Here is a 23118-nt window from a genome sequence, read left to right as displayed (position 1 = left end):
AAATGGCGGACCGGGTCGCGCCGCCGCGGATGATCGCAGACACGGCACCGTTCATTCCAGTCGCCGCCGCCGCGTTGCGGTGCCTCGCCATGCAAACCTATACTCCGCCGCATCCTCTTCGTTTTCGTCCGTTCGCTTGCCAGCCCGCATTGCGCCGCTTGCCGTCACCGCATTTACCGCCACCTGCGCCGCCGCGCGCGGCACGGGCGCGCTCGCGCACGCGCTCGAAACACGCCGCAGCGGACTGACCCAGAACACGTTCTCCACGCAGCCGCTCGAATGCCGCATCGGCCGCGTGGCCGGGATCGAGGAGTGTACGCTGCCCGGCGAACTCGCCGCGTTCGATTCGCGCAACCATCGCCTCGCCTGGCTGGGCCTCGACGCAGACGGCTTCCGCGAGCGCGCGCTCGCGGTGCGCGAACGTTTTGGCGCGACGCGAATCGCGCTCGTGCTCGGCACCTCGACTTCGAGCATCGGCGAAACCGAGCGCGCCTACCGCGAACTCGACGCGGACGGGCGCCTCCCCGCCGCGCAGCGTCGCCCGCAGGTACACCAACCGCATGCGCTCGGGCTGTTCGTCGCGCACGCGCTCGGTCTCGCCGGGCCGAACCTCACGATCGCAACCGCCTGTTCGTCGAGCGCGAAGGTGTTCGCCAGCGCCGAGCGCCTGCTGCGTCTGGGCCTCGCCGACGCGGCCATCGTCGGCGGCGTCGACACGCTTTGCGACAGCGTGCTGTTCGGCTTCAACTCGCTCGAACTCGTTTCGAGCGAGGAATGCCGCCCGTTCGACGCGCACCGGCGCGGCCTCTCGCTCGGCGAGGCGGCCGGCTTCGCCATCCTCGAACGCATGCCGCAAAGTGGAAAAGTGGAGAAAGGAACAAATCTTCTGATCGGCTACGGCGAGGCCAGCGACGCGCACCACATGTCCGCGCCGCACCCGCAGGGGCTCGGCGCCGAACGCGCGCTCGACGATGCGCTCGCGCGAGCGGGCCTGCGCGAAAGCCAGATCGATTACATCAACCTGCACGGCACCGCGAGCCGGCAGAACGACGCCGTCGAAGCCGCCCTCGTCGCGCGCCGCTTCCCGGCGACGACGCGCGCGAGTTCGACCAAGGGTTGGACCGGCCACACGCTCGGCGCGGCCGGCATCCTCGAAGCCACGATCACGCTGATCGCGCTCGAGCGCGGCATGGCTCCGGGCACGCTCAACACGCGCGAACTCGATCCGGTCTGCGGCCCGCAGATCCGCATCGACAATTCCGAGGCGGACCTGCGCATCGCGCTGTCGAATTCGTTCGGCTTCGGCGGCAACAATTGCTGCCTCGCGTTCGCGCGTGGGGACGCCGCATGAGCGCGGCGCTGGACCTCGCGATCGAAGGAATCGGCCTGTGCGCGCCGGGGCTGCCGGACTGGACGGTCGCCGCCGCGGCGCTGCGCGGCACCGGTCACCATGTCGACGAACCGGCCGCGGCAATTCCGAAGGTTACGCTGTTGTCGCCGAACGAACAGCGCCGTGCGCCGCAGTCGGTGCTGCTCGCGGCGGCGGCGGCCGAACAAGCATGCCGCATGGCCGGCCGCGCACCATGCGAGCTGCCGAACGTGTTCGCGTCGAGCTACGGCGATCTCGCGATCAACGACTATCTCTGCGCCGTGCTCGCGCGCGCGCCGCGCGAGCTGTCGCCGACGAAATTCCACAACTCCGTGCACAACGCGCCGGCCGGATACTGGACGATCGCCGCGGGCTGCACGGCCTCGTCGACCGCGCTCAGCGCCGGCCGCGCAACGTTCGCCGCAGGCCTGCTCGAAACGGCGACGATCGCCTGCGCCGAGGCGACGCCGGTGCTCTGCGTCGCGGTCGACGTCGCCGCCTCCGGCCCGCTCGCCGGCATGATCGACTGCGACGCGGCGTTCGCCGTCGCCCTCGTGCTCGCGCCGCCGGCGGGCGCGCACGCGCGGCGCCTGCGCCTGCAATTGCGCGACGGCGACGCGGCGCAGCTTGCGCCGTTGCCCGCGGCGCTGCACGCTTTGCGCGAGCGCAATCCGGCCGCGGTCGGGCTGCCGCTGCTCGCCGCGCTGGCGCGGCGCGAGCCGGCAACGTTTGACTTCGCCCTGCACGACGACAAAGACTTGCCGCCATCGACCTTGCATCTGGAGATCGCGTTTTGACCAAGGACGAGACTCAGTCCGCGCCGGCGACCGGCGTCGTCGTGATTCCGGCGCTGAACGAGGAGCGCGCGATCCGCGCCGTGGCGGAAGCGGCGCTGCGCGTCTGCGCTAAGGTGATCGTCGTCGACGACGGCTCCAGCGACGGCACCAGCGCGGCGGTCGCGGGGCTTGCGGTCGAGCTGATCCGCCACACCGCGCCGCAGGGCAAGGCGATGGCGCTGCGCGACGGTTTCCGCCGCGCGCTCGAACTCGGCGCCGACGGGGTGCTGACGATGGACGGCGACGGCCAGCACGCTGCGGCCGACCTGCCGCGCCTGCTCGCCGCGGCCGGAAAATACCCGAACCACGTCGTCATCGGCGCGCGCCTGCTCGGCCGCGACGCGCAGCCGGACAAGAATCGCTTCGGCAACGCGCAGGCCGACTTCTGGGTATCGTGGGCCTGCGGCCAGCGTATCGTCGATTCGCAAAGCGGCCAGCGCTACTACCCGCGTGCGGCGATCGACATTGCGCTCGCGCTGCCGCACGACGGCTTCGTGTTCGAGAGTGAAATTTTGATCGAGTGTGCCGCACACGGTATCCGCACGGTCTCGGTGCCGATCAAGGCCAGCTACGAGGAGGAGCGGCGCGCGAGCCATTTCAAGCCGGTCCGCGATGTCGTCCGCATCACGCGCATGATCGCGGGCCGTCTTTTGCGCGGCGGTCTCATGCTCGGCAACCTGCGCCGATCGCGCAAGGTGGCGCCGATCGTGGTCGATATGCCGGCGATGTGAGAAGCATTGTTTTGACCGTCGAGAACGCAAAAGGCGCAAAGGAAGGCGACGAGAAAACTCTTTGCGGCCGACAACCTTCGCTTCATCTGTGTTCATCCGCGTAACCCCCGGTCAGGTCGTTCTGCTTCCCCGGCTGCCAACGCAAGGCGACAATCGAGATCATGCCGGCAAGCAGGTTCAGGTACAGCGTCGCAATTCGCCAGAGCAGCAGTGCGCTGGCGACCGTCGCGGTCGCCACGAATGGCGCCAGCGTCGCGGCGAGGCCGAGGTCCGCGCCGCCGCCGCCGGCCGGCATGCCGGTCCACTGCGCGACGTGCAGCACGACGCCCTGCAGCAGCAGGGCGAGCGAGAACGGCACGTAAGCGCCGAACAGCGTCAGGATCAGCCAGAGCACGCCGTAGCGCGCGAGCCATTGCACCGCGGTCGAGGCGAACGCGAGGGCGAAGTACGCGGGCGATCCGCGCATCAGCACGCGGGTCTGCGCGAGCACGTTGTCGACGAAGCCGCGTAGCGCGTTGCGGCGCCGGCGCAGGAAGGCGATGCGTGCCAGCGGCCCGCGCGCGCCGAAGAACCATGCGCCGATCGGCCTGCGCGCGAGCACGAGCGCGACGAGCAGGGCGAGCGCGACTATGCCGCCGAACGCCGCGCCGTGCGCCAGCCACGGCGAGAGTTCCGCGGTCTGCGACAGGCACAGCGCCGCGACCGGCATCGCGATCGCGAAGAACATCAGGTCGAGGACCTGGTCGGCCGCCGCGAGCGCCGTCGCCTGCGCGTAGGAGGCGCCGATGCCGCGCAGGTACCAGATGCCGGCCGCGTAGCCGCCGACACCGCCCGGCGTGGCGAGGAAGGCGAAGTCGATGGCCAGCGAGATCGCAAGATTGCGCCATGCGCCGACGGCAAGGCCGAGGCGCTGGATCAGCAGCCACTGTTTCAGCGCGCGCATGCTCCAGCCGAACACGGCGAGGGCCACGATGGCCAGGTAGGCATGCGTCGCCAGATCGAAACTCGCGAACACGGCATGGCGCCCGCCGAGCCAGACCGGCACGACCAGCGCCACGAGCAGCGCGGCGAAGATCAGCAGCGTGCCGGTATGGCGCATGCCTTATCGAGAAGCGTCGCCAAGGATGGCGGCTTTTTGATCTCCGCGGTCATGGACGATCGCAGAGATGGCTTGGGATTTCGTGACGGCCCGGCGGCGACCGAGCAACTCGCTGAGCACGTCGCGCCAGCACACGAGCAGGTCGGCGTGGTCGGCATCGGCCGGATGCAGGCCGACGCGCACGAGCGGCGCCTGCGCGGTGAGGCACAGGCCGGCGCGCAGGAACGCGCGGCTCGCTACACGCCGCCAGCGCGAGCGCGGCGAGGCGGTGAGGCAGGGCGCGGTGAAGCGCCGCTCGCCATCGCCATCGAGCGCGATCAGCGCCGTATGCGTCGAGGTCCAGCGCAGGCCGGTGCGTCGCAGCGCCGCGCGCGTGCCCGCGCCCGCGAGCCAGGCCGGCGGCACGAAGCCGTCGACCGTCCAGCCCTGCGCGCGCAGCAGATCGAGCCCGTCACGAATGCGCGCTGCGGCGGCGTCCGCATCGAGCGCGGCGAATTCGCCTTCGCCCGCAGTCAGCACGCGGCGACGCAGCCATGCCGCGGGCGCGCGCGGCGCGGGCGCATCGTCGCGATGGGAATAGCCGTGCAACGCGATCTCGTCGCCGCGCGCGAGGCGCGCGGCGATCGCGCGACGGAAATCCGGCGACCCGTCGACGCGCCCCGCCCTGTGCCAGTCCGGCACCACGAGCAGCGTCAGCGGCGGCGCGCCGAGCGCATCGACGAGATCGAGCAAGCGCGCGCACCGCAGCCACGTCGCCGGTGCGACGTCGTGCAGCGCGATGCACAACCGCGCGCTCACGGCGGGCTCGTCGCGTCGGCAGGCTCGAAGGCGCCGCCGGTTGCCGCGGGCAATCCGCGCGTGCGCAGCAGGCGCGCGTAGCGCTCGAGTTGCAGGTCGAACACGCTCGACCACGCGTAGCGACGCTCGGCGCGCAGGCGTGCGCGCCGGCCCATCGCCGCCGCGTCGCCCGAGCATACTTTTTCGATCGCGGCGCAGAGCGAGTCCGCGTCGCCCGCCGCGAAGAGCGCGCCCACCGAATCGTCGATCAGCTCGGGCAGCGCGCCGCCACGCACGCCGACCACGGGCAGGCCGCAGGCCATCGCCTCGACCACGATCAGGCCGAAGGTTTCCTGCGCACCCGCGTGCACGAGCATGTCGGCGCTGGCGAGCAGGCGCGCGAGGCGCGCGGGGTCCTGCTCGTAGGGCAGCATCGTCGCGTTCGCCGACAGCGCCTCGCGGCGCTCGCCGCCGACGAGGATGAGGTGATGGCGCGACCCCAGCCGCGCGAACGTGCGCAGCAGCAGCGGCACGTCCTTTTCGCGCGCCATGCGGCCGGCGAAGATCGCCAGGCGCGCGTCGTCGGCGAGGCCGAGTTCGCGGCGCAGCGATTCGTCGCGCCGCGACGGATGGAACGCGTCGGCATCGACGCCGAGCGGCTGCACGACGATGCGCGCGATGCCGCTGTCGCGCAGGCGCTGCGCGATCAGCCGGCTCGGCGCCTGCACCAGGTCGAAGCGCGAGTAGAGGCGGCGCAGATACGCATCCGCGGCGCGGCCGGCGATGCGGCCGAAGCGGCTCGCGAGCATGCGCGGCAGGTCGGAATGCGCGAACGCGACCGTCAGCGCACCGCAGTCGCACGCCGCGGCCAACGCGGCCCAGGCGAGATGGTACGGGTCGCCGACCTCGATCACGTCGGGCCGCAGCGCGGCGAGCGCGTGCCGCCAGCACGCCGGACGCAGCGGCACGCGGTAGCCGCCGGCGCAGGGAATGCGCACGGCGGCGCGCGTGAAGATGCCCGGCTCGATCTCGCCCGTCGCCGGACCCGGCACGAGCAGGCTATGGCGCACCCCCGCGCGCGCGGCCAGGCAGCGGTGCTTGGCCAGAAGATAGCGCTTCACTCCGCCCGAATGCGGCGCGAAGAACAGGCTGATGTCGGCGATATGCATCGTGCGCAGCGGGCGCCGTGGAAACGGCGTGCACGATGCGGTCGCAGCGTGACAAACGTATTACGCCACGGGCGGCCGCGCGAAGCATCGAGTCTTTTCCGCGCCGTGCGGCGATAATGGCCTCCTTCACGCCATGCCGGACGGACACGCGAATGAACGTGCTGAGAATCGCCACGCGCCAGAGCGCGCTCGCCCTGTGGCAGGCCGAACACGTCGCCGCGCGGCTGCGCGCAGCGCATCCGGGCCTCGTCGTCGAGTTGCTGCCGATGACCACGCGCGGCGACCGCATCCTCGATCGGCCGCTCGCGCGGATCGGCGGCAAGGGACTGTTCCTCAAGGAACTCGAAGTCGCGCTCGCCGAGCGCCGCGCCGACCTCGCCGTGCATTCGTACAAGGACATGCCGATGGAGCTCGACGCCGGTTTCGCCGTCGGCGCCGTGCTTGAGCGTGCGGACGCGGCCGACGCCTTCGTCAGCGTCGACTTCGCACGCCTCGACGAACTGCCGCGCGCCGCGCGCGTCGGTACCTCGTCGCTGCGCAGGCAGGCGCAGCTGCGCGCGCTGCGCCCCGACCTCGAACTGCTCGACCTGCGCGGCAACGTCAACACGCGCCTGGCCAAGCTCGACGCGGGCGACTACGACGCGATCGTGCTCGCCTGCGCCGGCCTCGAACGGCTCGGCCTCGGCACGCGCATCCGCAGCCGCCTCGCTGCGCCCGACTGGTTGCCGGCCGCAGCGCAGGGCGCGATCGCGGTCGAACTGCGCACCGGCGACGAGCGCAGCGCCGCACTGCTCGCGCCGCTGCACGATGCGGCGACCGCGCGCTGCGCCGGCGCCGAACGCGCGCTGACGCGGCGCCTGCAAGGCAGCTGCGAAGTGCCGATCGCGGCGTACTGCATCGAGGTCGAACACGGCCTGCACCTGCACGGCCTCGTCGGCGACGCGGCGAGCGGAAAACTGATCCGCGCCGCGTCCACCGCCGCGTTCGACACGGAACCCGAGGCCCTGGGCCGTGCGGTCGCGGAGGAATTGCTCGCGCGCGGCGCGGGAGATTTGCTGAAACGCTGACCCGGCGCCAACCCGGCTTTTCTTCTCCCGCCCGAAGAAGGCAAGCGTTACGGCAATCGGATCCGCGCCACGACCGGCAGATGGTCCGACGGGAAGCGCGCTTCGACGCTGTCGGTCAGCGTCGCGTACTTGAGCACGTCAACGCCGCGGCTGACGAAGATGTAGTCGATGCGCTCGGGCAGCTTCGAGTCGAGCTTGAAGTCCTCGAAGGTGCCCTCGGGACCGTAGGGCGGTTCCGCACTCGCCTCGCGCGCATCGCGCAAGGCCGTCTTCATCGTGCGGATCTGCTCGGTATCCGGCGTGGAATTGAAATCGCCCGTGCAGATCACCGTGTCGCCGCCCGCGATCTCGCGGATCTTGCGCAGCATCAGTTTCGCCGATTCGCGCCGCGCCACGTCGCCCTCGTGGTCGAAATGCACGTTGAAGACGAAGAAATGCTTGCCGCTGACGCGGTCGCGCAGCTTCGCCCAGCTTGCGATGCGGTTGCAGCACTTCGCGTCCCATCCTTTCGAGGGCCGGTCCGGCGTTTCGCTGAGCCAGTAGTCGCCATGCTTTTCGAGATCGAAGCGTGTCGTGCGGTAATGGATCGCCGAGTGTTCGCCCGCATCCTTGCCGTCGTCGCGTCCGGCGCCGACGTGCGCGAAACCCGGCATCGCGTCGAGATCGGCGATCTGCCCGGGCAGGCCTTCCTGCGTGCCGACGATGTCGAATTCGTGGTAGCGAATCAGCGCCTTGACCGCCTCGACGCGGTGCGGCCACGAATTCGGCCCGTCCGAGGCCACGTTCAACCGCAGGTTGTACGTCGCCACGTTGAACTCGGCCGTCGGCGCCGCCGCGCCCGCGAACGAGGCGGCGCACAGGCCGAGCGCACCGAGCAGCACGCGCAACGTACGGTGCGCGGAACCCGGTTGACGCGGATTTTTTTCGCGGCAGGATAGATACCCGGACATCGCTTTCTCCTCTCCCGACATGACCGCGATCATAGCGCTGTGCGCCTGCCCTGACGAAGCCACTGCCGAGCGCATCGCCGCCGCGCTCGTCGAGGAACGTCTCGCCGCCTGCGTCAACCGCATCGCCAACGTGGTCTCGACCTACCGCTGGCAGGGCAGGCTCTGCCGCGCCGAGGAGCAGTTGCTGATCGTCAAGGCCACGCGCGAACGCTTCGACGCGCTGTGCGAGCGCATCGTCGCCCTGCATCCCTACGAATTGCCGGAAGTGGTCGCGCTCGACGTCACGGCGGCGCACGCGCCATATCTCGCCTGGATCGAGAACCCGGCCTGACGCCGGCGCAGCCGACGGGCCTTGCTGCTGCAGCGCGATGGAGCATCTGCTCTAGCCTCGACCATTAGCCTCGTGCGCATCGGCCGCGCGCGCGGCGCCAGGGATTTCGCATGAAGTACGACTGCATCATCATTGGCGCCGGATCGGCCGGCTGCGTGCTGGCCAACCGCCTGAGCGAAAATCCGAACCGGCGCGTGCTGCTGCTCGAAGCGGGCCCATCCGACTGGCATCCGTTCATCCACATGCCCGCCGGCATCGCCAAGCTGGTGAGCAACAAGCACATCAACTGGAATTACACCACCGAGCCCGAAGCACAACTCGGCCAGCGCCGCCTGTGGTGGCCGCGCGGGCGCGTGCTCGGCGGATCGAGTTCGATCAATGCGATGTGCTACGTGCGCGGCGCCGCAAGCGACTACGACGGCTGGGCGCGCGCGAGCGGTGACGAGCGCTGGGCCTGGCGCAACGTGCTGCCGGTGTTCAAGCGCTCGGAGGACAACGTGCGCGGTGCGGGCGAATGGCACGGCGTCGGCGGCCCGCTCGGCGTGTCGGACCTGTTCCACCACAACGAACTCTCGCAGGCGTTCATCGATGCGGCCATCGCCGCGGGCCATGCGCACAATGCCGATTTCAACGCCGGCGAACAGGCCGGCTTCGGCTACTACCAGGTGACGCAGAAGAACGGTGCGCGCGCCTCGACCGCACAGGCGTTCCTCAAGCCCGCGCGCGGACGCGCGAACCTGACCGTGTTGACGCACGCGGCGACCGAACGCATGCTGCTCTCGGGCACGCGCGCGGTCGGCGTCGACTACCGCCATCGCGGCCGACTCACGCGCGCGGAAGGCGGCGAAGTCATCCTCTGCGGCGGCGCGATCAACTCGCCGCAATTGCTGATGCTTTCGGGTATCGGGCCGGCCAATCACTTGCGCGCGCTCGGCATCGCGGTCGCGCACGATCTCCCCGGCGTCGGTGCCAACTTGCAGGACCATCTCGACGTCTGTACCCTGCAGCACAGCACGCGGCCGGTCACCTACGACCAGCTCAACGACGCGGCGGTGGCCTGGCAGTACCTGACGAAGCGCCGCGGTCCCGGCACTTCGAACGTCGCCGAAGCCGGCGGCTTCGTGCGCTCGCGCTTCGCGCCCGACGCGAACTGCGACGTGCAGTTCCACTTCGTGCCGGCGATGCTCGACGACCACGGCCGCCATCGCCTGCCCGGCCACGGCTACACCGTGCACGCCTGCTTCCTGCGCCCGCGCAGCCGCGGCGAAATCCGCCTGCGTTCGGCCGATCCGTCGAGGACGCCGCGGATCCATGCGAACTATCTTTCCGATGCCGAAGGCTTCGACCTGAAGATGATGATCGAAGCGACGAAACTGTCGCGCGAGATCTTCGCCCAGGCGCCGTTCGACAAATACCGTGGTGGCGAAATCTTTCCGGGCGCCGAGGCGAAAAGCGACGTCGACCTCGAAGCCTTCGTGCGGCGCAAGGCCGAGACGATCTACCACCCGGTCGGCACCTGCCGCATGGGCGCGGACGACGGCGCCGTGGTCGATGCCGAGCTGCATGTGCGCGGCATCGAGGCGCTGCGCGTGGTCGATGCCTCGATCATGCCGGCGCTGGTCGCCGGCAATACCAACGCGCCGACGATCATGATCGCCGAGCGCGCGGCGGAGCTGATCCAGGCCGCGTAGAGCGCGATCCGCCCCGACACTCCGCCCTTTCTCGCGCCAGCGGAAGAGGTGAAACGGCTCCGCGTTTGCCCGCCGTGCCGACTTCGGCCAGAATCCCTGCTCATCTCGCGCGCACGCCGCGCCTCTTCGGGGATTGGCATGGAACAACACAAGGCGATTCGCCGCGACGTGGGTGCGTTCGCGCTGATGCTGACCGGCCTCGGCTCGATCATCGGTTCGGGCTGGCTGTTCGGCGCCTGGCGCGCGGCGGGGCTTGCCGGGCCCGGCGCGGTCTGGGCCTGGGTGATCGGCGCGGTCGTGATCACGACGATCGCGCTGACCTACGCCGAACTCGGCGCGATGTTCCCCGAATCGGGCGGCATGGTGCGCATGAGCCAGTACTCGCACGGCTCTCTGGTCGGCTTCATCGGCGCTTGGGCGAACTGGATAGCCATCGTCTCGGTGATCCCGGTCGAGGCCGAAGCCTCGGTGCAGTACATGGCCTCGTGGCCGTGGCAGTGGGCGCAGGACCTGTACATGCATCTGCCCGACGGCCACGGCGAGCTGACGCCGCCCGGTATCGCGATCGCCGCCGTCCTCGTCATCGTCTACTTCCTGCTGAACTACTGGAGCGTGAAACTGTTCGCGCGCTCGAACAGCGCGATCACCGTCTTCAAGCTGGTCGTGCCGGCGCTGACCGGCATCGCCCTGATCGCGAGCGGCTTCCATGCGGAGAACTTCCACGTCGGCATCGACGGCAGCGGGCACACGATGGATTTCGCCGCGGTGCTGACCGCGGTCGCCACCGCCGGCATCGTGTTCAGCTTCAACGGCTTCCAGAGCCCGATCAACCTCGCCGGCGAGGCGCGCAATCCCGAGCGCAGCATTCCGCTCGCGATCTTCGGCGCGATAGCGCTGGCGACGGTGGTCTACCTGATCCTGCAGGTCGCCTACCTCGGTTCGGTGCCGCCGGACCTGCTCGCCAAGGCCGGCTGGAAAGGCGTCGATTTCCGCTCGCCGTTCGCCGAACTCGCGCTGCTCGTCAACCTCAACTGGCTGGCGATGCTGCTCTACGCCGACGCTTTCATCAGCCCGAGCGGCACCGGCATCACCTACACCGCGACGACCGCGCGCATGCTCTTCGGCATGCAGAGGAACGGCACGATGCCGGACGCGTTCGGCAAGGTGCATCCGGTCTGGGGCGTGCCGCGCGCGGCGATGTGGTTCAACCTCGGCGTGTCGTACCTGTTCCTGTTCTTCTTCCGCGGCTGGGGCACGCTCGCGGCGGTGATCTCGGTGGCGACGATCATCTCCTACCTGACCGGCCCGGTCAGCGCGATGACCCTGCGTCGCACCGCGTCGGAGCTGCGCCGGCCGCTGCATCTGCCGGCGCTGCCGGTGTTCGCCCTGCTCGCTTTCGTGTTCTCGACCGAGTTGCTCTACTGGGCGAAGTGGCCGCTGACCGGCGAGATCATCCTGTTGATCGTGGTCGCCTTGCCCTGGTATTTCTACTATCAGGTGAAAAACGGCTGGCACGATTTCCGCCGCCAACTGGCCGGAGCATGGTGGCTGATCTGCTACCTGCCCGTGATCGCGCTGGTCTCGTGGGGCGGCAGCACGCGCTTCGGCGGCCGTGGCTATCTGGCCTATGGCTGGGACCTCGTCGTCGTCGCGCTCGTCGGCGTCGCGTTCTACTTCTGGGGCGTCAAGTGCGGCTGGCGCACGCCCGACGTCGAACGGAACAGCGTCGAAGCGGCGCGTGACTGACTTCAATCGAAGGCGAGCGGGAATTTATTCCCGCCCCCATGACGCTACGGCCTGGCTGCGAACAGCAGATTTTCGCCGGGCCGCAGCGTGGCCAGCCTGCAGATGTCGAAATCGCGACGCACGACGCGATGCCCGTCGGCGAAGCCAATACGTAGGTCGCGGATGCAATCGCCCTCGGCCCGGCGTATCGAAACGGTGACGGTATCGCCGGCCCCCAAGATACTGATCGGCACCGAATGGAAACGATCGCTGCCTCGCGCGGCGACCTCGAATGAAATGATCCGGGCGCCGGTGCGAGCGAGGTCGACGTGATAGAGGACATCGGCGAACGCCGCGTTCGACAACACGGCCAGCAACATTGCCACAACGATTTTGCGCATGGGTTTTCTCCGAAGGATTGACTCGGGAATTTCGGCAAGCCGACACCCTCGGCATCCTGCGATGCCGTTTTTCACCGACGGGTGACTTCCGCAAGATCAGATGCAACGAACGTGAATTTGGTCGCCTGCGCGCTTTCGATTTTGGCGCTTGCAAAAGCGTCTTCTTCAATCGCTTGCCTCGTCCTACGAGGAGGCAAAAAACGACACTGTTCCCGCTACGCAAGGGAAGCGAAAAAAAGCACTGCGATGTGCGGACTCTTCCCCTGCGCGCGGCGCGGAGGAAGGTGCTCGAAGAGCAGAAGGGGACGCTCTTCGCATCCGGACTTGAAACGAAAAGCTCCCACTGGGTTTCAATGCAACGTTCGCGAGGGCGGTTCCTGCCGTATCCGGAACGGATACAGCGGAGGCAACGGCGACTCCGCTTCCGTCACCGTGCTTGCGTTGAATGCGGGACCGCCGCGAAATGCCGCAGCGATGCGCGCCCCGTCGAACGCACTCGCATCCGCGGCGTAGAGATGGCGCTCGAGATCGCGCAACGCGCTGCGCTGTGCATCTTCGCCCAGCGACGAGGAAAGTTCCCCGAGCGTGCGCGCCGTGCCGCCCTTGCTGCGCGCCCATGCCAGCAGAGCGCGCGCGATGGCCGAGGCATCGTTGCGCTTGCAGGCATCGACGAACACCTTGCGCGCCGCGCTCGCGTTTGCGTCGACCGGCCTCGCCGAGGCGGGAGCCGAAGATGCCGTATCCCTCTTGCGTCGCTGCGCCAGCATCCAGACGATCCATGCGATCGCGGTCAACAGCCACAGCGCGACGGCGGCGAATGCAATCGCGCGCCACGGCGTCGTCGCTCCGGCGTCGGATCCCGATTCGGACAAAGGCGACGGAGCGGTTGCCGGTGCGACATCCTGTGCGCCTGCGGCAGCGGTCGCATTCGCGGCGGTGGCAAGAGCAGTCGAACCGCCCGTTCCTGCGGCCACGTCAAGCTTCACGGCCGGGAGATCGGCGCTCGCGGCACGGTCGTTCTGCGTGTCCCACCAGCTCAGCGCCAGAGGTGGGATCGTCAGCGTACCGGTACGGTTCGGCACGATCGCGAACTTGCGCGTGCGCTCGCCGTACTGCCAGGCGCCGTCGTCGCGATTGACCTGCGCTTCCTTGTCGGGATAGACGTCGGCGCCGTCGATCCTGGGCAGCTTCAGTTCGGGCAACTGCTCGAACGCGAGGCCTTGCGCCTTCAGATGCAGCGTCAGCGTCAATGGCTCGCCGACCCGGGCCCGCGTGCTCGCGTCGACGCCGTCGGCGGTCAGGGTCAGCGATTGCGCGGGCAGCCACGCGTCGGTGCCCGAGCTTGCCGGGCGCGGACGCACGTCGAGCGTCGTGCCGGGCGCCTGCGCGCTCACGCTGCGCCCGCGCGTGAAGAAGCTGTTGATGTCGTTCGGATTGACCGCGTGGCCGCGGAACACGATCGGCGCGAGCGTCGCCGCGCCGCTTTTCTCGGCGGTGAGCGCGTAATGACGCTCGAGCACGCGATAGCGGCGCCCTTCCACCTCCGCCGTGTACTGCGCGTCCTGGCCGAGCTTGCGCGCGGCCAGACCGTCGCCGTGCGGGTCCTCGAGATTGCCGTCGGTCAGGTTGAGCGCATAGTAGAGCTTCACCGTGACGTGCACCTGCTGCTGCACGTAGGGCGACCGCGGCTCGACATCGAGGTCGAGAAAGATATCGTCGCCGGCCTTGCCCGACGCCGTGCCTGCGGGCGCGACGGTCAGCGTCAACGGCTGCGTCTGCATGCCGGCGACGGTGAGCGCGGGAATCGTCAGCGTGCCGGCGCGCTTAGGCTCGAGCCCGACCGCCCAGAGCAGCTTCGACGTCGCCGAGCCGTTGACGATGTTCATCGACGACGAACTCTGCGTGCCGAGCAGGTCGAAGTCCTGCCGCAGCACGTTGAAGTCGGGCTGCGCTGCGCGAGCGTCGTCGCTCACCTCGACGTTGAGCGTCACCGTTTCGCCGAGCTGCATGTCGTTGCGGTCGAGCCACGCGCGCACTTCGGCGGCGTGCGCATTGATGCAGGCGGACAGTGCGACCAGCACCACAGCGACTCGTGACGGAAAACCGTTCATTGCGAATCCTCCTGCGCCGCGCCCTGCCGGCGGCGCTGATGCTCCAGCAAAAACTTGCGCCGCAACAGGCCGCCTGGATCGTCCGGCACGCGTTGCAGCCATTGTTCGACGGCCTGGTCCTTTTCGCTGCGCGCCTCGCCCTCGCGCGCGCCGAGGCGCACGGGCTGCGGCTTCTTGCCGTCTGCGGTTTTCCCATCCAGCGCCTTGTCGATGCCCTGACGGAATTTTTCCTGCGATTCCTTGCCCGCCTCGCCGCCCTGCCCCGGCGGCTGTGCGGCGTTCTTCTCCGCGCCCGGCTTGTCCTGACTCCTGGCAGACTCGTTCTGCTTCTGCGAATCCTGCGGCTTGCCGTCCTGATCGCTGCCGCCGCTTTCGTCCTTGCCGCGGTCTTTCGATTCCTTTTTCTCGCCACCGCTGTCGCCTTGCTGGTCGCCCTTGCCGTCCTTCGAGTCCCGTGAATCCTGCGGCTGATCGTTGCCGGGCTGTTGCTGTTTGTTGCCCTGATGATCCTGCTGATCCTTCGGCTGCCGATCCTGCTGTTGTTTCTTCTTGAGGAAATCCTCGACGGCCTTTTTGTTCGCAATGGCATCGGCCATGCCGGGCGCGCGCCTGAGCGCGTCGTCGTAGGCCGCGATCGCCTCCTCGAACTTGCCTTGCTTCGCGAGCGCGTTGCCGCGGTTGTATTGCGCATCGGCCGACTCTTTTTGCGCAGCGGCCGCGGCGGCGAAGTCGTTCATCGCCGCGGCATAGTCGCCCGCGCGGTACGCCGCGGTGCCGCGCAACTCGGGATTCTTCGCCAGCGCCTGCGCCTCTTTCGGCTTGCCCGCATCGAGTTGGGCCTGCGCCTGCTGGTCGGCGCGTTGCCACAGGTCGGTCCACACGCTCGCCTCGGCGCGATGCGGCGAAGCGAGCAGCGCGAACGGCAGCAGCAACAGCCAACCGCGACGGAAGCCGAGCGCGGCGAGCGGCAGCAGCGCGAGCAGCAGCCACGGGCCGCGGTCGAGAAAACGCTCGCTCTGCACTTCGTTGCCGCTCGCGTCCTTCGCCGCCTCGCCGCCTTGCGCAAGTCTGTCGAGGATGGCCTCAAGATCGCCCGCGTCGCCGCGGTACTCCGCGTAACGCCCGCCACCCGCCTGCGCGAGCGCGGCCAATGCCGCACCGTCGAGCTTCGGCAACACGATGTTGCCGGACTTGTCCTTGAGGAAGCCGCCTTCGCCCAGCGCATCGCCTCCGACTGGAACAGGCGCACCCCGCGCGCTGCCGATGCCGAGCACCGACACGCGCACGCCCGCGCTGCGCGCGCGCGCAACGGCGGCATCCGCGTCCGCGCCGGCGCCGTCGGCGAGCAGGACGATCTCGCCCTCGCGCACGCCGGCCTGGCGGATCAGTTTCACGCCGAGGTCGATCGCCTTGCCGGTGTCGTTGCCCGGCGCGGGCATCACCGACGGATCGAGCGAATCGACCAAGCTGGCGACCGTGTTCGCATCGTCGGTCAACGGCGCGACGACGAAGGCGTCGCCCGCATAGGCGATCAGCGCGACCTGCGCATCGCCCGAGCGCTCGAGGATGTCGGCGATCTTGTAGCGCGCGCGCGCGTAGCGGCTCGGCTTCACGTCCTGCGCGAGCATCGTGTTCGACAGCTCCAGCGCGATCACGCGCGCGGCCTGATTCTTGTAGAGCGGCTGCGGCAGGCGCTCCCAGGCCGGCCCGGCCAGCGCCAGGCTCGCGAGCGCCAGCGCCGCCACGGCGAGCCATACCGGGCTGCGCGCCGGCGCCGCGGCATCGTTGCGCACGATCAGATGTTCGAGCAGGTGCGCATCGACCGCGCCGCGCCAGGCTTGCGCGTCGTTGCCGGCGGTCTTCAGCGCGCGCCAGAGCAGCGGCAGCGTAAGCAGCAGCAGGAGCCACGCCGGACGCAGGAAATTGAAGTTGGAGAAAAGTATACTCATGGAAAGCGCTCGCTTCCCTTCTCCGGCCGGGAGAAGGTGGCGCGAAGCGCCGGATGAGGGAAGAGCATTTCAACCAATGGATGGCGTCTCGTGATCTTCGACGCCGTTCCCTCATCCGCCCCGTCGGGGCACCTTCTCCCGGCGGGAGAAGGAAAAAATGGTGCAGCCGCACCGAAAAGCGCCAGAAGCACCGCCGCGGCGAGCGGCCAGAAGAACAGCTCGTCGACGGGGCGGAACTGCCGACCCTTGTCGACGCCCGGTTCGAGCCGGTCGATCTCGTGGTAGATCTGCGCCAGTTCCGCCGTGTCGCGCGCGCGGAAATAGCGTCCGCCGGTTTTCTGCGCCATCTCGGCGAGCATCTTCTCGTCGATGTCGGCCGACGGGTTGACGACGCGGCTGCCGAAGAAGCCGTCGCTGACGCGCATCGCCTCGGCGCCGATGCCGATGGTATAGATTTTTACTTTTTCCGCCACGGCGAGCTCGATCGCCTTGGCCGGATCGAGTTCGCCGGCATCGTTGACGCCGTCGGTCAACAGGATCGCAACGCGCTGGTCCTGCGGACGCACGCGCAGGCGCTTGACCGCGAGCCCGACCGCATCGCCGATCGCCGTCTCGCGGCCCGGCAGGCCGACCACCGATTCGCCGAGCTGCTTGCCGACCGTGTCGCGGTCGAAAGTCAGTGGCGTCAGCAGATAGGCCTGGCTGCCGAACACGATCAGGCCGAGGCGGTCGCCGACGCGACGGCGGATGAAGTCGCCCGCTATGGCCTTCACCGCGCCGTAGCGCGTGACCTCCTGGCCGCCGATGCGCATGTCGGGCGTATCCATGCTGCCCGAGGCGTCGACGAGCAGCATCAGGTCGCGGCCGCTGCGGGCGAGATCGATCGGTTCTCCGATCCATTGCGGTCGTGCCGCGGCGGCGACAAGGAGCGCCCATGCAAGCCACGCCAACCACCGTTTCCAGCGCTCGACCGGATTCGCGCCGCCGGCGAGATCGAAACCGCTCAATGCGATCGGCAGGCGCAGCGCGGCATTCGCTTGCGTTGCCGCGGGCTTGAGCGAGCGCGCGACCAACCACGGCAATGGCAACAGCACGAACAGCCAGGGCCAGGCGAATTCAAACATCCCGAGCCTCCTCGAAGCCCTCTCCCCCAACGAAGAAGCCGTTGGGGGAGAGGGCTTCGTCGGCCAGCTTGTGCACGGCACGCCGCGCCAACGCGATCAGCGCCGGCGCGTCGAATTCGGCCTGTGCGCGATACGGCGCTTCGACCAGCGCACGGCCCACGCCTCGGCAAAACTCCTCGCCGCCGAGCCGCGCATCGAGATGGCCGAGCCATGCCTCGCCCGACAGCGTGGACGCGGTGGGCGAGGCGCGCATCGCCAGGCGGCGCAGGAACGACGACAGGGCCGCGGCGAGCGCCGGCCCGTCGCCGCGTGCCGCGGCGACCGTGCGCTCGAACTCGGCGAGCAACGCGCGCCGGCGGCTCCGGATCCGCCATTTTTTATACAAATACAGAAAGAGAAAAAGGGAAAATGCGAGCGACAGCGCCGCGAGCAGCCACCAGCCCGGCGCGGGCGGCCACCACGACGGCGGCGGCGGCAGGTGGATGTCGCGCAGTTCGGGGCCTTGCGCAGCGGCGGCCTGGAGCATGTCAGCCCGCCTTCTTCGCACGACGCGAATCGAAACCAAGCAGCGCGCGCAGCGCGGCTTCGGGTTCGGCCGAGGTATCGAGCACGATGGAAGCGAGCGCGCGGCGCTTGAGCATCGCGAGGAGCGCGCCGCGCTGTTCCTCGAACCACGCCGGCCAGCGCGCGCGCGTGCGCGGCGCGGCGAAGTCGAGCAGCACGGAGCCGCCCTCGCCCTGCAGTGCGTAGCGCGCCGGCGGCGGCGCCGCGTGTTCGAGCGGATCGCCCAGGATCACGGCGGCGACGTCGCAGTGTCCCGCGAGCATCGTCAGTGCCGGTTCGGCGGCTTCGTCGCAGTCGAAACCGTCGGTGAGGAGGATGACCTGCGTGCCGGGCCGCGCCAGCCGCCGCGCGCGCTGCAAGGCCTGCGAAAGCGGGACGGACTCCTTCGAGCCGCGCGTGACTACGTCCCATTCGACGAACGCGCGCAGACAGCGCAGCGCGCCGCGCACCCCGCCGCCGGGTTTCACTTCGGCATTGAGGCCGGGGCCATAGCCGATCGCGCCGATACGGTCGCCCGACAGCGCGGTCGCCCACGCGAGCAGCGCCGCCGTGCGCGCGGCCTGCACCGACTTGAAGCGCACGCGCGTGCCGAAGCGCATCGAAGGGTTGCAGTCGAGCACGGCGAGCACGCTGCGCTCGCGCTCCTCGGTGAACAGTTTGGTGTGCGGCCGGCCGGTGCGCGCGGTGACGCGCCAATCCATCTGGCGAATGTCGTCGCCGGGCTGATAAGCGCGCGACTCGGCGTAATCGACGCCGCGGCCGCGGAAGCGCGAGGCATGCACGGCCGCATGGCTGCCCGCGACGCGCTGCGCGAGTTGCGCGAGCCGCGCCGCGCGCAGGCGCATGGCGAGCAGGTCGTCGAGTTGGACATGAATGGCGTTCATAGGCTTTTGCTTCCCTTCTCCCGCCGGGAGAAGGGAAAATCAGGGCAAGGGAACTCTGTCGAGCAGCGCCGAGATCACACGTTCGGGCGTCACGCCTTCGGCCTCGGCTTCGTAGCTCAGCAGCACGCGATGGCGCAGCACGTCGGTCGCGACCGCGTGCACGTCCTCGGGCGACACGAAATCGCGGCCGGCGAGCCACGCATGCGCGCGCGCGCAGCGGTCCAGCGCGATCGTGCCGCGCGGGCTGGCGCCGTAGGCGATCCAGCGCGCGAGATCGCTGCCGTAGGCCTTCGGCGTGCGCGTGCCGAGCACGAGTTGCACGAGGTATTCCTCGAGTGCCGGGGCGAGATGCAGGTTCAATACCTCGGCGCGCGCATCGAATATCTGCGCTTGCGTGAGCAGGCGGCGCGGCACGAGCGTTTCGCGCAGCGTCGCTCGCGCACGATCGCGCGCGAGCGTGAGGATCGCCGCTTCGGAGGCGCCGTCGGGATAGTCGATGCGTACGTGCATGAGGAAGCGATCGAGCTGCGCCTCCGGCAGCGGATACGTGCCCTCCTGCTCGATCGGGTTCTGCGTCGCCATGACCAGGAACAGCGGCGGCAGCGGATACGTCGTGCGGCCGACCGTGACCTGGCGCTCGCCCATCGCCTCGAGGAGTGCCGACTGCACCTTGGCCGGCGCGCGGTTGACTTCGTCGGCGAGCAATAGGTTATGGAAGATCGGCCCTTTCTGGAATTCGAAGCTCGCCGTCTGCGGACGATAGATCTCGGTGCCGGTCAGGTCGGCCGGCAGCAGGTCGGGCGTGAACTGGATGCGGTGGAAATCGCCCTCGATGCGCGCGGCGAGTTCCTTCACGGCGAGCGTCTTGGCGAGGCCGGGCGCGCCTTCGACGAGCAGATGGCCGTCGGCGAGCAGCGCGATCAGCAGGCGGTCGACGAGCGCGCTCTGGCCGATGATTTGGTGCGAGAGTTCGTCGCGCAGGGCGTGGAAGGCCGCGGTCAGGGCCGGGGCCGGGGAATGGTCGGGCATGTCCATGTCGGAATCGTGGGGAGCGGGAAATATATCGCGTCCTCGGACAGCGCGAGCATGCCAAAGGTTTCCGCGATCGTGCCGGCGATGTTCAGGCGGTCGGACGCCATCAACGAAAAGGGCCGCATCGCTGCGGCCCTTTTGCATGAATCCGCGACGGGATCAGGGTGAGGTGGTGATGAACGTGGCGGTACAGGTGATGGCGCCCGATATCGGAATCGTCGTCGTGGAAGCGTACACGCCGGCGGAGCTGCTGCAGTCGGTCTGCCATTGCGAGAACGTGTTACCGGTTCCGGCCGTGGCATGCAGGGCGACACTGGTGACGGTGGTGGGAACGGTCACTACGCAAGTGTTGGTCAAACCTGCGGTCACGGAACAGGTGGCGGTGCTGCTGTTGCTCGGAGAGAACAGGGCGCTACTGCCCAAGCTTGCGGTCACGAAATCGGTGATGCTGCTGTCGATGGTAGCTGCAGTGGCGTCTACGACGAGCGTCAACGCATTGCCGGTCGTGCTTCCGGAGCTGCTCGTGGTGCACAGGCTGTTGGTCGGGTCGCTCACGCACTGGTCCGCGCCCTTGAGGTTCACCGTCGCGGTCGGCGAACCCGATGCCGTCGTGAAGGTGCAGGTGCCCGAGCCCGCAGTACCGTAGCCGTTGAGGCTGGCACTGATCGTCGCGCTGGTCTGACCGCTCGTGCTCGTGGTGCCGGGGCCGGAATCCAGGCTCACCGTGTCGCCGGTGCAGGTGCCGGTCAACTGCACGCCGGGCACGGCGGTGCCGTTGCTCGTGAGCAGGGTCAGGTTGACCGTGCCGCCCGTGCCACCGAGCGCCGACGGCGAGGCGAGCAGGACGAGGTCGCCGCCCGCGGTGATCGGAATCGCGACGGACGCGCTGCTGCCCGCGGCGTAGCCCGGCGCGGTGAAGGTGAGCGTCGGCGTGCCGGACGAACTGCTACTCGAGCTGGCGATGCCGTTGGTGTAGACCGTGGCGTCGGCACAGCCGCTGCTGTCGGTCGGGGTTCCGGTCCAGCCGCTGGTGCTGGTGCCGTCGACCGTGCCCGAACCCGCGCCGAGGTTGCTGAAGGCGAAGTTGAACCGCAGGCCGGGAATCGGAATCTGCAGCGCGTCGGTCACGCAAACGGTGGCGGTTATCGTCACGTTGCCCGGAATCGGATTCGGGCTGGCACTGACTATGAGGTCCGCAACGCCGGGGTACGTGGTGACGATCGCATCGGTAACCAGGCGCGTGGTCGGGTTGCCGCTGGCGTCCTTGTACGCCGTGTCGGGCCCAGTGCCCTGCGCCCAGATGACGACGCTGCGGTTGAGCTTGGACACCGGATAGTTGAGCGTGGTCGTCGCCGTGCCGGTCGCGATCGCGTTGCCGGTGCTGTCGGTGGTCACCGGCGAGTTGATCGTGCCGATCGTCGCGCGGCCGATCACGTAGGGCAGCGCGCCGGGCAGCACCGAGGTGCCGGTGGTGTCGTTGCGGTTGAACGGATACAACGTGAACAGTTGCGTGTTGCTCACGATGCTGGTGATCGACAGCGCGCTTTCGAGGTCGTCGTTGCCGGCCGGCGCGCCGTGCCACTGCTTGCCGAAGACGACGAGCGTATCGCCCGGACCGGCGCCGCCGCCCGCAGTCTTGAACTTGCCGTCGGGCGCGCTGAAGTACACGGCGCCGGGCTGCGGACTGCCCTGCGTTCCGCAGATCTGGAATGCGCCGAGGCCGCTGCACGTGGCGGCGAAGTCGGCATCCTGCGGCCCGTCGATCAGGCCGAACTTGATCTCGGTGCCGGGCAGCACCGGATTGCCTTCGCGGTCGGTCGCGATCGCGCTGACGGTCAGGCTATAAGTGCCGTCGGGATACTGCGGAATGGTGACGCCGCCGTCCGTCGTGGTGCTGGTGCCGCTGCTCGCGGTGATGCCGTTGACCGCGATCGCGTTGACCACGGGCGAGGTGATCGTGAGGCTGTACAACTGGCCGTCGGAAACGGCCACGGTGGTCGTCGCCGTGATCGGGGTGGCGATGCCGTTGTCGACGTTGCCGTCGGCGGCGTCGACGGTCGCGCGGATCTGCACGAGGCCCTGCACGCTTCCGGCCAGGAGGTAGACGTACGCGCCGCCGGAACCGGCGGTCTTCACCGAGGAGCCGATCTGCGGAACGCCGGTGGCGCTGACGGCATACAGTTTCGCGTCGATGCCGCTCGGCCCGACGATATCGAACTGGATGTTGTCGATGCCCGTGTCGGCGATGACCGGCGCGTCATAGATATTGGTCACGGTTGCATAAACGAGCTTGCTTTGTGCCCCGTTCGAATTGTTGACGTAGAGGCCCCCGCTGGCCTGCGAAAGCGTGACCGCGGTGGGCAGGTCGGAGCCCGGCGGCACGGCGACGGTGATGGTCAATTGCGAGCTGATCGTCTTGTTCGTATCGGGGTCGGTGGCCGTCACCGTGAGCGTGGCGGTACCGGCCACGTTGCCGGCATGCACATAGATCGTACCGACGCCGGCGGTGACGTCGACCGTGCCGCTGCCCATCAGGGTCAGGAATTCGTTGCCGTCCACCGTCACCGGGCTCGCGGTTTCGCCGCTCCAGTCCGTAGTGGGATCGTCGAGCGTGGAATACGCGGCCACCGTGGTCGGCGCAATGGCGACGTTGACCGTGCCGTTCTCGAGTGCGCCGGTGATGAGCCCGCGCCACTGCACGGTGACCTCGGCGATGTACGGCGAGCCGAGGTAGTTGGTCGGGAAGCCGGAACTGCCGTCCTCCTGCGCACCGAGGCTGTAGGGATTGAGCGGCAGGGTCGGCGTGGCCGTGGTCAACTGCAGGCTGGGATTGATACCGTCGCCCTGGACGACGGTGATCTGCGTGCTCGCCGTGACCGTGGTCGGATGGCCGTTGACCGGCGGCAACGAGAACGTCACCGTCGCCGTGCCGAGCGTGCTGTTGGCGACGAAGACGAACGAAGCGACGCCGCCGACGAGCGAACTGGTGCTGCCGCTCGTGGTGCTGGTGCTGGTGCTGACGCCGGCGACCGTGCCGATCGTCGCCGGCGTGACCGTCGCGCTGAGGACCGTGCCGTCCGTTTCCGCCGAGCCGTTGGGTCGCGTGACGGTCACCGTCAATGTCGCCGTCGTGTTCGTGCCGATCGAATTGGACGAGACGGCGATCTTCACGGTGTCGGCCGCCGGTGCGCAGAACGCGCAGGCGAACGCGCGGCCGTGGCCGGCGACGAGGAGCAGCGAGCCGAACAGCATCGCGAGGAATCGAATCGGGGTTTTCATGGTGGACTCCGGTACAACTGATTTTGCAG

19 protein-coding genes are annotated in these 23118 nt (G+C 68.9%); 7 read left to right on the top strand and 12 right to left on the bottom strand.

Going from position 1 to position 23118, the window contains the following annotated elements:
• Positions 1 to 136: 136 nt before the first annotated feature.
• From QM741_RS06415 to QM741_RS06405, 3 genes are read left to right on the top strand one after another with little or no spacing between them, the layout of a single operon-like run.
• Entirely contained in the window at positions 137 to 1351 is a 1215-nt protein-coding gene (locus QM741_RS06415; RefSeq protein WP_415206895.1) for a beta-ketoacyl-ACP synthase, read from the top strand.
• Positions 1348 to 2166, top strand: coding sequence for a beta-ketoacyl synthase chain length factor (locus tag QM741_RS06410; protein WP_415206894.1), 819 nt, complete (start codon positions 1348 to 1350; stop codon positions 2164 to 2166). The genes QM741_RS06415 and QM741_RS06410 overlap by 4 nt, the downstream gene beginning before the upstream one ends.
• A complete protein-coding gene (locus tag QM741_RS06405; RefSeq protein WP_415206893.1) occupies positions 2163 to 2936 on the top strand; it encodes a glycosyltransferase family 2 protein in 774 nt (257 codons plus the stop codon). The genes QM741_RS06410 and QM741_RS06405 overlap by 4 nt, the downstream gene beginning before the upstream one ends.
• Positions 2937 to 3018: 82 nt before the next feature.
• On the opposite strand, the gene QM741_RS06400 is transcribed toward QM741_RS06405, so the two are convergent.
• The 3 genes from QM741_RS06400 to QM741_RS06390 are packed head-to-tail and all read right to left on the bottom strand — an operon-like array spanning position 3019 to position 5981.
• Entirely contained in the window at positions 3019 to 4035 is a 1017-nt protein-coding gene (locus tag QM741_RS06400; RefSeq protein ID WP_415206892.1) for a lysylphosphatidylglycerol synthase transmembrane domain-containing protein, read from the bottom strand.
• A 3-nt stretch (positions 4036 to 4038) separates the two neighbouring features.
• The gene (locus QM741_RS06395) at positions 4039 to 4833 is read right to left on the bottom strand and encodes a DUF2334 domain-containing protein (RefSeq protein ID WP_415206891.1); all 795 of its coding nucleotides are present in this window, start codon (positions 4831 to 4833) and stop codon (positions 4039 to 4041) included.
• Positions 4830 to 5981, bottom strand: coding sequence for a glycosyltransferase (locus tag QM741_RS06390; RefSeq protein WP_415206890.1), 1152 nt, complete (start codon positions 5979 to 5981; stop codon positions 4830 to 4832). The genes QM741_RS06395 and QM741_RS06390 overlap by 4 nt, the downstream gene beginning before the upstream one ends.
• Positions 5982 to 6133: 152 nt before the next feature.
• On the opposite strand from QM741_RS06390, the gene hemC reads away from it, so the two are divergent.
• Complete coding sequence (gene hemC, locus QM741_RS06385) at positions 6134 to 7048, top strand: hydroxymethylbilane synthase (RefSeq protein WP_415206889.1); 915 nt, start codon at positions 6134 to 6136, stop codon at positions 7046 to 7048.
• Positions 7049 to 7095: 47 nt separating this feature from the next.
• On the opposite strand, the gene QM741_RS06380 is transcribed toward hemC, so the two are convergent.
• Positions 7096 to 7998 carry an endonuclease/exonuclease/phosphatase family protein gene (locus QM741_RS06380; protein WP_415206888.1) on the bottom strand — a complete coding sequence of 301 codons (903 nt, stop codon included), beginning with the start codon at positions 7996 to 7998 and terminating at the stop codon, positions 7096 to 7098.
• Between the two features lie 19 nt (positions 7999 to 8017).
• On the opposite strand from QM741_RS06380, the gene cutA reads away from it, so the two are divergent.
• The 3 genes from cutA (at position 8018) to QM741_RS06365 (ending at position 11766) form a co-directional block, all read left to right on the top strand.
• A complete protein-coding gene (gene cutA, locus QM741_RS06375) occupies positions 8018 to 8329 on the top strand; it encodes a divalent-cation tolerance protein CutA (protein ID WP_415206887.1) in 312 nt (103 codons plus the stop codon).
• 110 nt (positions 8330 to 8439) lie between these two features.
• On the top strand, positions 8440 to 10020 hold the full coding sequence (locus QM741_RS06370) for a GMC family oxidoreductase (protein ID WP_415206886.1): 1581 nt from the start codon (positions 8440 to 8442) through the stop codon (positions 10018 to 10020).
• A gap of 138 nt (positions 10021 to 10158) precedes the next feature.
• On the top strand, positions 10159 to 11766 hold the full coding sequence (locus QM741_RS06365) for an APC family permease (RefSeq protein WP_415206885.1): 1608 nt from the start codon (positions 10159 to 10161) through the stop codon (positions 11764 to 11766).
• Positions 11767 to 11810: 44 nt separating this feature from the next.
• Here QM741_RS06365 and QM741_RS06360 read toward each other — a convergent pair whose 3' ends face one another.
• The 8 genes from QM741_RS06360 to QM741_RS06325 all read right to left on the bottom strand — a co-directional run bounded on the left by QM741_RS06360 (position 11811) and on the right by QM741_RS06325 (position 23089).
• Positions 11811 to 12146, bottom strand: coding sequence for a hypothetical protein (locus QM741_RS06360; RefSeq protein ID WP_415206884.1), 336 nt, complete (start codon positions 12144 to 12146; stop codon positions 11811 to 11813).
• A 350-nt stretch (positions 12147 to 12496) separates the two neighbouring features.
• Positions 12497 to 14257, bottom strand: a complete 1761-nt coding sequence (locus tag QM741_RS06355; RefSeq protein ID WP_415206883.1) for a BatD family protein — start codon at positions 14255 to 14257, stop codon at positions 12497 to 12499.
• Positions 14254 to 16206, bottom strand: coding sequence for a VWA domain-containing protein (locus QM741_RS06350; protein WP_415206882.1), 1953 nt, complete (start codon positions 16204 to 16206; stop codon positions 14254 to 14256). Before QM741_RS06350 ends, QM741_RS06355 begins: the two co-directional genes overlap by 4 nt.
• Positions 16203 to 17330, bottom strand: a complete 1128-nt coding sequence (locus QM741_RS06345) for a vWA domain-containing protein (RefSeq protein ID WP_415206881.1) — start codon at positions 17328 to 17330, stop codon at positions 16203 to 16205. The genes QM741_RS06350 and QM741_RS06345 overlap by 4 nt, the downstream gene beginning before the upstream one ends.
• The gene (locus tag QM741_RS06340; RefSeq protein WP_415206880.1) at positions 17323 to 17856 is read right to left on the bottom strand and encodes a DUF4381 domain-containing protein; all 534 of its coding nucleotides are present in this window, start codon (positions 17854 to 17856) and stop codon (positions 17323 to 17325) included. Before QM741_RS06340 ends, QM741_RS06345 begins: the two co-directional genes overlap by 8 nt.
• A 1-nt stretch (position 17857) precedes the next feature.
• Entirely contained in the window at positions 17858 to 18778 is a 921-nt protein-coding gene (locus tag QM741_RS06335) for a DUF58 domain-containing protein (protein ID WP_415206879.1), read from the bottom strand.
• Positions 18779 to 18817: 39 nt separating this feature from the next.
• Positions 18818 to 19813, bottom strand: a complete 996-nt coding sequence (locus QM741_RS06330) for an AAA family ATPase (RefSeq protein ID WP_415206878.1) — start codon at positions 19811 to 19813, stop codon at positions 18818 to 18820.
• Between the two features lie 156 nt (positions 19814 to 19969).
• Positions 19970 to 23089, bottom strand: a complete 3120-nt coding sequence (locus tag QM741_RS06325) for a beta strand repeat-containing protein (protein ID WP_415206877.1) — start codon at positions 23087 to 23089, stop codon at positions 19970 to 19972.
• Positions 23090 to 23118 lie beyond the last annotated feature (29 nt).

Source organism: Rudaea sp., assembly GCF_047601565.1.
Classification (GTDB): domain Bacteria; phylum Pseudomonadota; class Gammaproteobacteria; order Xanthomonadales; family Rhodanobacteraceae; genus Rudaea.
Note: the sequence above shows the minus strand (reverse complement) of the source record. Positions and strands in the feature narration are given on the sequence as shown.

Excerpts from the sequence above, each read along its gene's own strand:
- QM741_RS06345 (WP_415206881.1), bottom strand. The coding sequence starts at position 17,330 with ATGTTTGAATTCGCCTGGCCCTGGCTGTTCGTGCTGTTGCCATTGCCG.
- QM741_RS06390 (WP_415206890.1), bottom strand. The coding sequence starts at position 5,981 with ATGCATATCGCCGACATCAGCCTGTTCTTCGCGCCGCATTCGGGCGGA.
- QM741_RS06340 (WP_415206880.1), bottom strand. The coding sequence starts at position 17,856 with ATGCTCCAGGCCGCCGCTGCGCAAGGCCCCGAACTGCGCGACATCCAC.
- QM741_RS06370 (WP_415206886.1), top strand. The coding sequence starts at position 8,440 with ATGAAGTACGACTGCATCATCATTGGCGCCGGATCGGCCGGCTGCGTG.
- QM741_RS06355 (WP_415206883.1), bottom strand. The coding sequence starts at position 14,257 with ATGAACGGTTTTCCGTCACGAGTCGCTGTGGTGCTGGTCGCACTGTCC.
- QM741_RS06335 (WP_415206879.1), bottom strand. The coding sequence starts at position 18,778 with ATGAACGCCATTCATGTCCAACTCGACGACCTGCTCGCCATGCGCCTG.
- cutA (WP_415206887.1), top strand. The coding sequence starts at position 8,018 with ATGACCGCGATCATAGCGCTGTGCGCCTGCCCTGACGAAGCCACTGCC.
- QM741_RS06400 (WP_415206892.1), bottom strand. The coding sequence starts at position 4,035 with ATGCGCCATACCGGCACGCTGCTGATCTTCGCCGCGCTGCTCGTGGCG.
- QM741_RS06365 (WP_415206885.1), top strand. The coding sequence starts at position 10,159 with ATGGAACAACACAAGGCGATTCGCCGCGACGTGGGTGCGTTCGCGCTG.
- QM741_RS06330 (WP_415206878.1), bottom strand. The coding sequence starts at position 19,813 with ATGGACATGCCCGACCATTCCCCGGCCCCGGCCCTGACCGCGGCCTTC.
- QM741_RS06325 (WP_415206877.1), bottom strand. The coding sequence starts at position 23,089 with ATGAAAACCCCGATTCGATTCCTCGCGATGCTGTTCGGCTCGCTGCTC.
- QM741_RS06380 (WP_415206888.1), bottom strand. The coding sequence starts at position 7,998 with ATGTCCGGGTATCTATCCTGCCGCGAAAAAAATCCGCGTCAACCGGGT.
- QM741_RS06350 (WP_415206882.1), bottom strand. The coding sequence starts at position 16,206 with ATGAGTATACTTTTCTCCAACTTCAATTTCCTGCGTCCGGCGTGGCTC.
- QM741_RS06410 (WP_415206894.1), top strand. The coding sequence starts at position 1,348 with ATGAGCGCGGCGCTGGACCTCGCGATCGAAGGAATCGGCCTGTGCGCG.
- QM741_RS06360 (WP_415206884.1), bottom strand. The coding sequence starts at position 12,146 with ATGCGCAAAATCGTTGTGGCAATGTTGCTGGCCGTGTTGTCGAACGCG.
- hemC (WP_415206889.1), top strand. The coding sequence starts at position 6,134 with ATGAACGTGCTGAGAATCGCCACGCGCCAGAGCGCGCTCGCCCTGTGG.